Source organism: Bradyrhizobium sp. CIR48 (assembly GCF_014198315.1).
Lineage (GTDB): Bacteria > Pseudomonadota > Alphaproteobacteria > Rhizobiales > Xanthobacteraceae > Bradyrhizobium.
The window spans coordinates 419,477-431,765 of the sequence record NZ_JACIHG010000008.1 but is presented as its reverse complement, the minus strand read 5'-3'; the positions used below and the strand labels follow the sequence as shown (position 1 = coordinate 431,765).

The 12,289-nt window shown below is 66.2% G+C and carries 11 protein-coding genes and 1 tRNA gene; 10 read left to right on the top strand and 2 right to left on the bottom strand.

Annotated features, from left to right (window positions below):
* The first annotated feature begins 13 nt into the window (after positions 1–13).
* The 10 genes from GGD66_RS25900 (at position 14) to GGD66_RS25855 (ending at position 9,829) form a co-directional block, all read left to right on the top strand.
* Positions 14–87, top strand: a tRNA-Gly gene (locus GGD66_RS25900).
* A gap of 185 nt (positions 88–272) precedes the next feature.
* Complete coding sequence (locus GGD66_RS25895; protein ID WP_092251714.1) at positions 273–854, top strand: helix-turn-helix domain-containing protein; 582 nt, start codon at positions 273–275, stop codon at positions 852–854.
* 243 nt (positions 855–1,097) lie between these two features.
* Positions 1,098–2,153, top strand: coding sequence for a LacI family DNA-binding transcriptional regulator (locus GGD66_RS25890; RefSeq protein WP_183259403.1), 1,056 nt, complete (start codon positions 1,098–1,100; stop codon positions 2,151–2,153).
* Between the two features lie 82 nt (positions 2,154–2,235).
* Positions 2,236–3,690 (top strand): xylulokinase, encoded by a 1,455-nt coding sequence (xylB, locus tag GGD66_RS25885; protein ID WP_183259402.1) that lies wholly within the window; start codon positions 2,236–2,238, stop codon positions 3,688–3,690.
* Positions 3,691–5,013, top strand: coding sequence for a xylose isomerase (gene xylA, locus GGD66_RS25880; RefSeq protein ID WP_183259401.1), 1,323 nt, complete (start codon positions 3,691–3,693; stop codon positions 5,011–5,013).
* A 12-nt stretch (positions 5,014–5,025) separates the two neighbouring features.
* Positions 5,026–5,784 (top strand): ATP-binding cassette domain-containing protein, encoded by a 759-nt coding sequence (locus GGD66_RS25875; protein ID WP_183259400.1) that lies wholly within the window; start codon positions 5,026–5,028, stop codon positions 5,782–5,784.
* Positions 5,784–6,866, top strand: a complete 1,083-nt coding sequence (locus tag GGD66_RS25870) for an ABC transporter permease (protein WP_018320839.1) — start codon at positions 5,784–5,786, stop codon at positions 6,864–6,866. Before GGD66_RS25875 ends, GGD66_RS25870 begins: the two co-directional genes overlap by 1 nt.
* A gap of 95 nt (positions 6,867–6,961) precedes the next feature.
* A complete protein-coding gene (locus tag GGD66_RS25865) occupies positions 6,962–7,894 on the top strand; it encodes a sugar-binding protein (protein ID WP_038973213.1) in 933 nt (310 codons plus the stop codon).
* A 102-nt stretch (positions 7,895–7,996) separates the two neighbouring features.
* Positions 7,997–8,974, top strand: a complete 978-nt coding sequence (locus GGD66_RS25860; protein WP_183259398.1) for an aldo/keto reductase — start codon at positions 7,997–7,999, stop codon at positions 8,972–8,974.
* Between the two features lie 3 nt (positions 8,975–8,977).
* Positions 8,978–9,829 (top strand): amidohydrolase, encoded by an 852-nt coding sequence (locus tag GGD66_RS25855; protein WP_183259397.1) that lies wholly within the window; start codon positions 8,978–8,980, stop codon positions 9,827–9,829.
* Between the two features lie 73 nt (positions 9,830–9,902).
* Here the strand turns inward: GGD66_RS25855 and GGD66_RS25850 are convergent, their stop codons facing one another.
* Together GGD66_RS25850 and GGD66_RS25845 are read right to left on the bottom strand one after the other, a co-directional pair.
* Positions 9,903–11,132 carry an ABC transporter substrate-binding protein gene (locus GGD66_RS25850; RefSeq protein ID WP_092251721.1) on the bottom strand — a complete coding sequence of 410 codons (1,230 nt, stop codon included), beginning with the start codon at positions 11,130–11,132 and terminating at the stop codon, positions 9,903–9,905.
* Between the two features lie 115 nt (positions 11,133–11,247).
* Positions 11,248–12,174 carry a class I SAM-dependent methyltransferase gene (locus GGD66_RS25845; protein ID WP_183259395.1) on the bottom strand — a complete coding sequence of 309 codons (927 nt, stop codon included), beginning with the start codon at positions 12,172–12,174 and terminating at the stop codon, positions 11,248–11,250.
* Positions 12,175–12,289 lie beyond the last annotated feature (115 nt).

The following is a 12,289-nucleotide window of genomic DNA, read 5'->3' as shown; positions in this document are numbered from 1 at the left end:
AAGCCGCGCATAAGCGGGCGTAGTTCAATGGTAGAACGGCAGCTTCCCAAGCTGCATACGAGGGTTCGATTCCCTTCGCCCGCTCCAAGCTTCCCCGATTGAAATGTCCCGTTCGACAACCTGACAATGCGCGCATTCGCGGTGCATGAGATTCCAATATCTTAGCTCCTCGCTCCCGGCGTTGACTGCTTACTCGCCCTAAGCTGCTCTCGCCCGGCGGCTTGTGGTCCTTGTGCCGGGCCATGTTCGGATGAAGGCCAAGACCGGAAAAAATGGACCAGCAGAAACTCGACCGCGCGATAGGTCGCCGCTTGAAGACGCTGAGGACGCAGGCCGGCATGACCTTGAACGAGCTCGCCGCGCGCTCCGGCGTCAGCCGCGCCATGATCGGGCGGGTGGAGCGGGCGCAGAGCAGCGCGACGGCTGCGCTGCTGGGACGACTCTGCGCGGCGCTCGACGTGTCGCTCAGCGATGTCGTCGCGCTCGCCGAGAAGCCGCCGGAGCGGCTGGTGCGGCTTGCCGACCAGCCGCACTGGCGCGATCCCGACAGCGGCTATCGAAGGCGGCACGCCTCGCCGACGGATGCGGCGAGCGGCATCGAGATCATCGTCGTCGATCTGCCGGCCGGCGCGCGGGTGCCGTACAGCCCCTGGGGCCGCAACGCCTTTACCCAGCAACTGCTGATGCTGGAGGGTGCGATCGCCGTGCACATCGATGCCAAGGCGGTGCGGCTGCGCGAAGGCGATTGCCTGGATTTCGACGTGATGCGCGCGGTGATCTTCGAGAACGAAACCAGGCAGGACGCGCGCTACGTCATCATCACGCGGCGCGGCGCCTCCTACGGGAAGATGTGAGATCAGGGCAGGCCCTGTAGCTGTCGACAGGTCCGGTCAACGCTCTGGCCGGCTGCGGGAGCGGCTGGACCCGCTTGCCGACCCAGGCAAGGCGGTGGTGGCCGCGCGTCCAGGGTTCGAGCGAGACGCGGCTCGGGCTGGGGGCGTGTTTACCTCTGTGGTTACAACCGCAACTCGAGGCGCTGCGGCGACGATCCTCAAAATGAGTTGCGTACCTCAAAACACCTCTGCTAACCTTCAGCGATGGCCGAGACCCTCACCGCGACCGCGCTGACGCTGAAGGACATCGCCCGCGAGGCGGGCGTCAGTCTCGCGACGGTCGATCGCGTGCTGCACAACCGCCCGGGGGTGCGGCCGGACACGGTGCGGCGCGTCCAGGCGGCCATTGAGCGCAACGCGTTCCAGCCGCACGTCGCCGCCGCCGAGCTTGCCCGTGGCCGCGCCCGCCGCTTTGCCTTCGTGATGCCCTCGGGGCCGAACCCGTTCATGCAGCAGATCGAGGCCTATCTCGGCGAGATGTCCGCCTGGCTGTCGGCCCGCCGGCTCAGCGTCGAGATGGTCGCGACCGACGTGTTTGACCCCTCCGTGCTCGCGGCCTCATTGGAGGCGCTGTCGGGCGATTACGACGGCGTCGCCGTGGTGGCGCTGGATCATCCGGGCGTCCGCGCCGCGATCAACGATCTCGTCGATGCCGGCACCAAGGTGGTGACGCTGGTTTCGGACGTGCCGTCGTCGCGCCGCCATCATTATGTCGGCATCGACAACATCGCGGCGGGCCGCACCGCCGGCGCGCTGGTCGGACGGCTGGTCGGCCAAAGATCCGGCAAGGTTGCGATCGTCGCGGGCTCGCAGGGCCTGCGCGACCATGCCGAGCGCATTTTCGGCTTCAACCAGGTGATGGCGTCGGAATTTTCCGGCCTCAGCGTGCTGCCGGTGCTGGAAGGGCGCGACGAGGACGATCGTTCCGAACAGGTGCTGGCGCGGCTGCTCGGCAAGCATGCCGACATCGTCGGCCTCTATAACGTCGGCGCCGGCACCCAAGGCGTCGCCAAGGCGTTGAGTAACGAGGCGTTGAGCGAGGCCGGCCGCGACAAGGTCGTGTTTGTCGGTCATGACGTCACCGTGCTGACCCGCCGGCTGCTGCTGCAGGGCGTGATGGATGCCGCGATCTCGCAGAACCCCGGACACGAAGCGCGCGCCGCCGTGCGCGTGCTGCTCGCGCTCGCCCGCGGCGAGCCGATCTTGCGCGAACAGGAGAAGATCAGGATCGACATCGTGATGCGGGACAATCTGCCTTAGCGGCAGGTGGATATCGAACGGGCCGTGACGGAGAGCGTGACGTCAAGATCGCGCCTCGCAAAAGGGCAAAGAGGAGGACGATTTGTATCTCGGACTGGACATCGGCACGTCCGGCGTGAAAGCGGTGCTCGTGAGCGAAGCCGGCGCGATCCTCGCGACGGCGGCGCGCGAGCTCGCGCTGTCGCATCCGGCGCCGCTGTGGTCCGAGCAGGATCCCGATTCCTGGGTCGATGCTGCCATCGGTGCTGTCGACGATCTCGCCGCCCGCCATCAACGCGAGGTGGCGCGGGTGCGCGGCATCGGCCTGTCGGGCCAGATGCATGGCGCGACGCTGCTCGACGAGGATGGACGGCCGCTGCGTCCGGCGATCCTCTGGAACGACGGCCGCTCGCAGGCCGAATGCGCCGTGCTGGAGCAGCGGTGCCCCTCGCTGCATGCGATTGCCGGCAATCTCGCGATGCCCGGTTTCACCGCGCCGAAGCTGTTGTGGCTCGCGCGGCATGAGCCAAAAATCTTCGCGCGCGTCGCAAAGGTGCTGCTGCCCAAGGCCTATGTACGCTATCGCCTGACCGGCGAGATGATCGAGGATATGTCGGATGCGGCCGGCACGCTGTGGCTCGATGTCGGACTGCGCCGCTGGTCGCCGCTGTTGCTGCATGCCACCGGGCTCGATCTTCACCACATGCCGCGCCTCGTCGAGGGCAGCGAGGTGAGCGCGATGCTCGCGCCGGAATTCACGCAGCGCTGGGGCATGGCGAAGGATGTCGTCATCGCCGGTGGCGCCGGCGACAATGCCGCGAGCGCGATCGGGCTCGGCGCGATCGCGCCGGGCGATGCGTTCCTGTCGCTGGGAACGTCCGGCGTGGTGTTCCGCGTCACCGACCGCTTCGCGCCGGCACCGGCCTCGGCGGTGCATGCGTTCTGTCATGCGCTGCCCGGCCTCTGGCATCAGATGGGCGTGATGCTCTCGGCGGCGGCCTCGCTGGCCTGGCTTGCCGGTGTGATGGAGACGCCGGCCCCAGCGCTGCTGGCGCCGCTCGGCGAGCGCGTCGATGGGCCGAGCCCGATCAAATTCCTGCCCTATCTCGACGGCGAGCGCACGCCGCACAACGATGCCGCCGCCAGCGGCGCCTTCGTCGGCCTGCGCGGTGCGACCGGGCGAGCGCAGATCGTGCAGGCCGTGCTCGAAGGCGTGGCCTTCGCCGCGCGCGACAATCTGGCGGCGCTGAGCGCGGCGAGCGGACCTGTTGCCGCGCTCGATCTCGTCGGTGGCGGCTCGCGCTCCCCGCTGTGGGCGCAGATCTGTGCCGACGTGCTCGGCATTCCCGTTCACCGCGTCGAGGAAGGCGAGGTGGGGGCGGCCCTCGGTGCCTCCAGGCTGGGCCGGCTCGCTGTGACCGGCGAGAGACCCGCAGCGGTCTGCACCCGCCCGCGGCGGCTCGCGAGCTTCACGCCCCGCGCATCCGTCACGGAGGCCTATGACGAGGCCTACCGGCGATGGCGCGAGCTTTATCCCGCATTGAAGGAGTCTCCTTAAGTGAACGCGTCAGCCAAATTCTTCGATGCAACCACACCTGTCGCCTTCGCCGGCAAGGACGCGGGACAGGCGCCCGCGTTCCGCTGGTACGACAAGGACCGCCTCGTGCACGGCCGCAGGCTGGAAGATCATCTGCGCTTTGCGGTCTGCTATTGGCATTCGTTCTGCTGGCCGGGCGGCGATCCCTTCGGCGGCGAGACCTTCCTGAGGCCGTGGCACCAGGGCGGTGACGCGATGGCGCAGGCGCGGGCCAAGGCCGATATCGCCTTCGAGCTGTTTCGCCTGCTCGACGTGCCGTTCTTCACCTTCCACGACGTCGATGCCGCGCCGGAAGGTGGCTCGCTCGCCGAGTCCGTCGCCAATCTCAATGCGATTGCCGATCTGTTCGAAGCGAAGATGGCCGCGAGCAAGGTGCGCCTGCTCTGGGGCACCGCCAATCTGTTCACGCATCGCCGCTACATGGCGGGCGCGGCGACCAATCCGGACCCGGAGATATTCACCTATGCCGCCGGCCAGGTCCGCGCCGCGCTGGAGGTGACGCACCGGCTCGGCGGCCAGAACTACGTGCTGTGGGGCGGGCGTGAGGGCTATGAGACGCTGCTCAACACCGATCTCAAGCGCGAGCTCGACCAGCTCGGCCGCTTCATCTCGCTGGTGGTCGAGCACAAGCACAGAATAGGCTTCAAGGGGCCGATCCTGATCGAGCCGAAGCCCAAGGAGCCGACCAAGCATCAATATGATTTCGACGTCGCCACCTGCTACGGCTTCCTTGCGCGCTACGATCTCTTGAAGGACGTCAAGCTCAACATCGAGCAGAACCACGCCATCCTCGCCGGCCATTCCTTCCATCACGAGGTCGCGCTGGCCGAGGCGCTCGGCGTGTTCGGCTCGCTCGACGTCAACCGCGGCGACGATCTGCTCGGCTGGGATACCGACCAGTTCGCGATGAACGTCCCGGAGCTGGCGCTGGTGTTTCACGAGATCCTGAACCGTGGCGGCTTCACCACCGGCGGGCTCAATTTCGACGCCAAGATCCGGCGGCAGTCGATCGACCCGGACGATCTGATCCACGCCCATGTCGGCTCGATGGATGCCTGCGCGCGCGCGTTCCTCGCCGCCGCCGACATGCTCGATGCCGGCGCCCTCACGGCGCCGCTCACCGAGCGATACGAGGGATGGGCCGGCACTGAGGGCCGGGCCATTCTCGGCGGTCAGCGTTCGCTCGCCGATCTCGCCGATCGCGCGCTCCGTCCCGGCTTCGACCCGCAGCCGCGCTCGGGCCGGCAGGAATATCTGGAATCCCTGGTCAACCGCTATGTCTGAGCGAGGCTGCTGATGGCAAACGCTGACGCGACACCGGTCCTCGAGCTGACCGGCATCGGCAAGGAGTTCGGCGCGATCCGCGCGCTGCATGGCGTCGACATGCAGGTCATGCCGGGCGAGGTGGTCGGCCTGATGGGCGACAACGGTGCCGGCAAGTCGACCCTAGTCAAGATCATCGCCGGCAATTTCCGCCCCAGCCACGGCGAGATCCGCTTTGCCGGCAACGCGGTTCATTTCAACCGGCCGGTCGATGCCCGCGCCGTCGGCATCGAGGTCGTCTACCAGGACCTCGCGCTATCGGACAATCTCACGGCGGCGGCCAACGTGTTCCTCGGCCGCGAGCTGAAGCGCAGGTTCGGGCCCATCGCATTGCTCGACCACAAGGCGATGGCGGCGCGCGCGCTGGAGCTGTTCGGCGAGCTGCGCTCGGAGACGCGCCCCGACGATCTCGTCAAGCAGATGTCGGGCGGCCAGCGCCAGGCGGTCGCGATCGCGCGGACGCGGCTCTCCAATGCGCGGCTGGTGATGATGGACGAGCCGACCGCCGCGATCTCTGTGCGCCAGGTCGAGCAAGTGCTCGGCCTGATCCACCGGCTCAAGGAGCAGGGTGTCGCCGTGATGCTGATCTCGCACCGCATGCCCGACGTGTTCGCGGTCTGCGACCGCGTCATCGTCATGCGCCGCGGCGAGAAGCGGGCCGACAAGCCGATCCACCGGACCTCGCCAGAGGAAGTCACCGCGCTCATCACCGGCGCGAAGGAGGCGGCGTGATGGCCATGCCCATGGAATCCCCGATCAGCTTCACCAATGTCGGCCGAATCAGATGGTGGCAGCGCGGCATCTTCGCCTCCCAGACCGGCTACGTGCTGCTCGCGCTCGCGGTGCTGCTGGTGATCATGCATTTCGCCAGCCCCTATTTCTTCACCGAAGGCAATATGCAGAACGTGGCGAAGAATTTTTCCTTCATCGCCATTGCGACGCTCGGCGTCACCTTCGTCATCATCACCGGCGGCATCGATCTGTCGGTGGGATCGATGATGTGCTTCTCGGCCATGATCACCTCGATGGTGATGACCGAGCTGTCGGCGCCCGGCTCGCCGGCGGGCGCGCTGTTCGTGCATCTGGCGGCCGACGGCAAGACCGTAATTGCCAACGTGCCGGGCCTGATCCTGCTGATCTCGATCCTCGCCGGCCTCGGCGTCGCGCTGATCGCCGGCCTCGTCAACGGCTTCTGCATCGCCGTGCTCGGCCTGTCGCCCTTCGTCACCACGCTCGGCATGCTCTCGATCGTGCGCGGGCTCGGCTATGTCGTCTCCAACGGCCGCGGCAGCTTTCCGGGCGGGCCCGATGCCGATCGTTTCTACGCGCTCACCTCGGGCGACGTGCTCGGCGTGCCCGTGCCTTTCATTTATCTCGTGATCCTCGCACTGACGATGGCCGTGGTCCTGCATCACACCTCGTTCGGCCGCCACGTCTTCGCACTCGGCGGCAACGAGAAGGCGGCGGAGCTGACCGGCATCCCGGTCGTGCGGGTGAAGATCGAGGTCTATGTGATCTGCGCCCTCGCCGCAGGCCTCCAGGGCATCATCATCTCCGGCTGGCTCGGATCGGCGCCCGCCAACATGGCGACGTCCTACGAGCTCAACGTGATCGCGGCGGCCGTGATCGGCGGCGCCAACCTCGCCGGCGGCATCGGCGGTCCGCTCGGGGCCATCGTCGGCTGCGTGCTGCTGGAGGTGATCCGAAACGGCCTCGTGCTGGCGCAGGTCTCCTCCTACTGGCAGCAGACGCTGGTGGGCGTGATCATCATCCTGGCCGTGCTGGTCGACCGGATCCGCTCGCGGATGAGCTGAAGGTGACGTCGTTCCGGGAAAACAACGAAGATGCCGCCTGTCCGCTTCCCGGACGTTTCAAAGAGGACGGGCGCCAGAGAAGGGTGGAGGAGACAATGAGGAAACTTCTTCTTGCCGGCATCGCCGTCGCAATGATGGCAACGCCGGCGTTGGCCGCGAACTACCGCTTCGTCATCGTGCCCAAGGCGATGAACAATCCGTTCTTCGACTTCGCGCGCGACGGCTGCCTGAAGCGCGCCAAGGAACTCGGCAATATCGAGTGCATCTACAAGGGACCGGTCGAGCATGAGCCGGCGACGCAGGCCCAGATCATCCAGGACTTCGTCACGCAGAAGGTCGACGGTCTCGCCATCTCGGTCGCCGACGTCGCGGCCATGACCAAGTCGATCGAGGCGGCGACGGCTGCCGGCATTCCGGTCATCACCTTCGATGCCGATGCGCCGGGCTCCAAACGCATCGCCTATATCGGCACCAACAACAAGGAGTTCGGCGTCGCGCTCGGCAAGCAGCTCGTGAAGATGCGGCCCGATGGCGGCAAATACGCCATGGTCTCGGGCGGCCCCGGCGCCAAGAACCTCGCCGAGCGTGTCGACGGCGTGCGTGAGGCGCTGAAGGGCTCGAAATGGACGGAGGTCGCGGGCTCCCCGACCTTCTGCAACGACGATCCGGCACTCGCGGTTCAGCAGATGACGGATATGCGCACCGCAACGCCGGATCTCGCCGCGATCGTTCCGATCGGCGGCTGGCCGATGTTCGCCCCTGAAGGCTTCAAGGCCTTCGCGTCGAGGAACAAGAAGGACATCGATTCCGGCAAGTTCACGCTTGTCGTCGCCGATACGCTGAAGATGCAGCTCGAGCTGCTGCGCGACGGCTACGCCAACGCGCTGGTCGGCCAGCGTCCGTTCGAGATGGGCGAGAAGGCGATGGACACGCTGCTCGCCATCAAGAAGGGCGAGAAGGTGCCGGAGATCGTCTACACCGGCCTCGACCTCGTCACCAAGGACAACGTCGCGCAGATGTTGAAGTAGGAGCGTCCGCCAGCCCCGCGCTCCTGCATGCCTCCCCCGCTTGCGATTTTTGCAAGCGGGGGAGATGATCTGGACTGTTGGAATGAAGACAAGGCGATGGGAATGAAACGGTCGCGGCTCGGCTCGCTCGACGTCACTTCAATCGGTCTCGGTTCCGCCCCGCTCGGCGGATTGTTCAGCCCGGTCAGCGATGCCGATGCGGAAGCGACGATCGCGCGCGCCTGGTCGCTCGGGGTGCGCTTCTTCGATACCGCGCCGCTCTACGGCTTCGGCCTCGCCGAGCGGCGATTAGGGGCCTTCCTGCGACAGCAGAAGCGCGACTCTTACGCCATCTCGACCAAGGTCGGCCGCCTGCTGCGCGCGCCCGATGGCGGCGCCGCCGAGGACGAGCACTATAAGGGTACGCCGCGCGAGCGGCCCGTGTTCGATTTCAGTCATGACGGCGTGCTGCGATCGGTGGAGGAGAGCCTGGGCCGGCTCGGCCTCGACCGTGTCGACGTCCTCCTGGTGCACGATCCCGACGATCACTATGACGAGGCGGTCAATGGTGCCTTTCGCGCGCTCCAGCGCTTGCGCGAGGACGGCACCGTCAAGGCGATCGGCGCCGGCATGAACCAGTCGGAGATGCAGGTCCGTTTCGCCGAGGCCGTGCCGGTCGACTGCTTCCTGCTGGCCGGGCGCTACACGCTGCTCGACCAGGGGGCGCTGGACGCGTTGTTTCCGCTGTGCACCGCCAAGAACATCGGCATCCTGCTCGGCGGCATCTACAACAGCGGCATTTTGGCCAATCCGCACACCAGTGCGAAGTTCAATTATCAGGACGCCGACGCAACGCTGGTGGCGCGAGCGCTGGAGCTCGACGCGCTCTGCCGCAAGCATGGCACCGAGCTGAAAGCCGCCGCGCTCCAGTTCTGCATGGCGCATCCGGCCGTCACGGTCGCCGTGATGGGCGCGCGCAACGCCGCGGAAGTTTCCGACAACATCGCGATGTCGGAGAGTGCGGTGCCGGGCGCGTTCTGGCAGGAGCTGCGGGCACGGAACCTCGTCGATGCGCGCTCGCCGCTGCCGGGCGGGGCGTAAGGCATGATCATCGACGCCCATCAGCACTTCTGGGACCCGGCGCGCGCCGATTATCCCTGGATGGCAGCGGACGAGCTGGCGCCGATCCGCCGTGCCTTCGGTCCGGCCGATCTCGCCCCGCTGTTGAAAGCGAACGGCATCGGCGCCAGCATCGTGGTGCAATGCCGCTCCGCGCTGGAGGAGACCGAGGAATTCTTGCGCATTGCGCACGAAAATCCCTTCGTCGTTGGTGTGGTCGGCTGGGCTGATCTGACGGATGGTACGCTTGGCGAAACGCTTGATCGGCTTCGCGCTTCACCCGGCGGCGGCAAGCTGGTCGGCATTCGCCACCAAGTCCACGATGAAGCCGATCCCGATTGGCTGCTGCGCGAGGACGTCCAGCGCGGCCTCACCGCATTGTTCGCCCGCGACCTCACCTACGATTTCCTCGTCCGCGCCCGCGAGCTGCCGTCGGCGATCGCAACCGCGCAGGCCTTTCCGCAAGCGCGGTTCGTGCTCGACCACGCGGCCAAACCGCCGATCGCCGACGGCGGCAGCGCCGAGTGGGCCGATCGCATCGCCGCGCTTGGAGCTTGCGGCAATGTCTGGTGCAAGATCTCAGGGCTTGCGACCGAAGCGGTCTGGAACGACTGGGATGCGGAACGCCTGTTTCCGTTCGTCGCGCACGCCGCGAGGTGTTTTGGCGAAGACAGGCTGATCTTCGGCTCGGACTGGCCGGTGTGCCTGCTTGCGGGGAGCTATGGCGAGATCAAGAGCGCGCTGGAAGCCTGTCTGGCGCAGCTTGGCCCGCAGCTGCGGGACAAGGCGTTTGGTGCGAATGCGACGCGGGCGTATCGGCTGGCGATCGCGCCTTAGCGTCTGAGCGCGCTCTTGCTTCCTGCCTCTCCTGGCAAAGCAGGAGAGGGGAAGCAGCGGCGTGCGCCCCAGCCTACTCCGACATCGGCTTGTCGGAGATGTCCCAGTCCTTGCCGGTGAAGGTGGAGATGAAGAGCGTCTTCATCGGCGTGTAGTCCCCGGGCGTGTAGCTGTAGGTAACGCCGTCGAGGAAGTAGGGCGAGTGGAAGCCCGCCAGCGTCGAGGCTTGCTTCAGCACGTTGGCGCGGGTGAGGTCGTCGCCGCAGCGACGCAGGATCTCGCCCATGGTCACGGCTTGTCCATAGCCGGCGAAGGCGATGGTGTTGTCGGGGTCGATGGCCGGCGTGTATTTCTTGCGCAATTCCTCGAACGCCATCACGTCGGGGTCCTTCTCCCATTTGGGCAGGCCGACCTCCTTGTTGTAGCGGATGGCGACGATGCCGGTGGCATTCTCGAGGCCCGCGGCATTGAGGATCGAGCGGCCGGTCGAGCCGGCGGAAAGAAGCTGCAGCGGCTTCCAGCCGAGCTCGGCGACCTTGCGGATCGACTGCGACGACGCCTTGCCGGTCGAGATGTTGTAGAAGACGTCAGCGCCCGACTTGGAGAGATTGATCAGCTGGGAATCCACGGTCGGCTCGGTGAGATCGTAGGTTTGCTCCATGATCACCTTTGCGGTGCCGCCGGCGTCTTCCAAAACCTTCTTGAAGGGACCGAGGAAGTCGCGACCAAAGTCGTCGTTCTGGTAGAGGATGCCGATCTTGGCATTCGGCTTCACGCTGACGACGTGCCGCGCCAGGATGCGCGCCTCGGTCGGATAGAGTGGCAGGCCCGCCATCGTCCATTTGAACTCTTTCGGGTTATTCCACTTCGACGCGCCGGTGTTGAGCAGCAGCTGCGGCACGCCCTTGGAGTTCAGGTATTTGTGCACGGCGGTCTGCGGCGCGGTGCCGAGCGAGCCGTACAGCGCGAGCACTTCCTCCTGCTCGACCAGGCGCCGCGTCGCCTCGACGCATTTCGGGGCGCTATAGGCATCGTCCATGGTGAGAAACTTGACCTTGCGCCCGTTGATGCCGCCCTTCTCGTTCAGCATCTGGAAATAGGCTTCGCCGATGCGCCCGAGCACGCCGTAGAGCGAGCCGGGGCCGGAATGCGGCACGGTCTGGCCGATCTTGATCTCGGTGTCGCTGGCGCCCGCATCATATTTCTTCTCCGCAGCCCAGACGTAAGGCGCGGGCAAGGTCGATGCGGCGATGGTGGCGAGCGCGGCGGCGCTGAAATCGCGCCGCGATGGATTCTTGGTCATTGTTGTTTTCTCCCTGATGCGCGCATTGTGCTGGGAACGCAGCACGGCTCGCAAGTGGGAAGTCACGGCTTTGCGACGCAATGACGCTCAAATCACGGGGCGTTAGCGCCTAAACTCAAGTTTTTTCGGCAACGATCACAAGGCCGCGCACCGGCTCGTTGTTCTCGATCCGCGGCGAGGCCGGCTCCAGTGTCAGGAGCTTGAGGCCGGCCTTGGCGATCGCGCCGCGCACATATTCCGCCGAATGGGCATAGCGCAGGCCTTCGCCGAGAACGATGCCGCTGCCGTCATGCGTCTCCAGCGTGAAGGCGAGCACGCCGCCGGATACGAGCACGCGCCTGGCTTCGCTCAGCACCGGCGCGAGATCGGAGAGATAGACGAACGCATCCGCGGCGACGACCAGGTTCGCGCATCCATCGCCCTTGCTCTGCAACCCTTCGATCATGTCGGCGACTTCGAGCTCGGCATAGAGGTTAGTGGCGCGCGCCTCCTTGATCATGCCGGGCGACAGATCAATGCCGATGAAATGGTCGACCTGTTTGGCGAAGGCGGCGGCCGCGAGGCCGGTGCCGCAGCCGAGATCGATGGTGCGCTTGAAGAAGGCTGGCTTCTTCGCCGCGACGCGCGTGGCCAGCACCGCCTTGAAGATCAAGGCGGGGGCGCGGTAGCCGAGATCGTTGATCAGCGCATGCTCGAAGCGTGGCGCGTATTGATCGAACAGCGCCTGCACGTAAGCCTTGGGCATCTCAGACATCTCGGCGTCGCCGAGCCGCATCAGATGCAGGCCGGCGCCGTGCTGGTCATCAGGATCGGAATCGCGCGCCTTGCGGAAAGCCTCGATCGCCTTGTCGCGCTCGCCGAGCTGCTGACGGATCTCGCCGAGCGTGAACCAGGCCGAGGTGAAGTTCGGCGCAAGCTCGATCGCCTGCTCTATGAGGTCAGCGGCGGCGGGCAGGTCGCCCTTGAGCTGGAGGTCGCGCGCGAACTCGAAGCGGCGGTCGGCCATGAGATCGCCGGAGGTCTGGAACAGGCGGAGGGGCATTGGGAACCAACACTCGTCGTGCCGGCTCGCCGGCAATCCATCAAAAAAGCAACTGTTTAAGTGGATGGAGGCGCGGGTCAAGTCCGCGCATGACGGGTGAATTGGAGGCGCTCGC

Coding starts and splice junctions, on each gene's coding strand:
- GGD66_RS25890 (WP_183259403.1), top strand. CDS start 1,098: ATGGCCGAGACCCTCACCGCGACCGCGCTGACGCTGAAGGACATCGCC.
- GGD66_RS25870 (WP_018320839.1), top strand. CDS start 5,784: ATGGCCATGCCCATGGAATCCCCGATCAGCTTCACCAATGTCGGCCGA.
- GGD66_RS25845 (WP_183259395.1), bottom strand. CDS start 12,174: ATGCCCCTCCGCCTGTTCCAGACCTCCGGCGATCTCATGGCCGACCGC.
- GGD66_RS25860 (WP_183259398.1), top strand. CDS start 7,997: ATGAAACGGTCGCGGCTCGGCTCGCTCGACGTCACTTCAATCGGTCTC.
- GGD66_RS25855 (WP_183259397.1), top strand. CDS start 8,978: ATGATCATCGACGCCCATCAGCACTTCTGGGACCCGGCGCGCGCCGAT.
- GGD66_RS25875 (WP_183259400.1), top strand. CDS start 5,026: ATGGCAAACGCTGACGCGACACCGGTCCTCGAGCTGACCGGCATCGGC.
- GGD66_RS25865 (WP_038973213.1), top strand. CDS start 6,962: ATGAGGAAACTTCTTCTTGCCGGCATCGCCGTCGCAATGATGGCAACG.
- GGD66_RS25895 (WP_092251714.1), top strand. CDS start 273: ATGGACCAGCAGAAACTCGACCGCGCGATAGGTCGCCGCTTGAAGACG.
- GGD66_RS25850 (WP_092251721.1), bottom strand. CDS start 11,132: ATGACCAAGAATCCATCGCGGCGCGATTTCAGCGCCGCCGCGCTCGCC.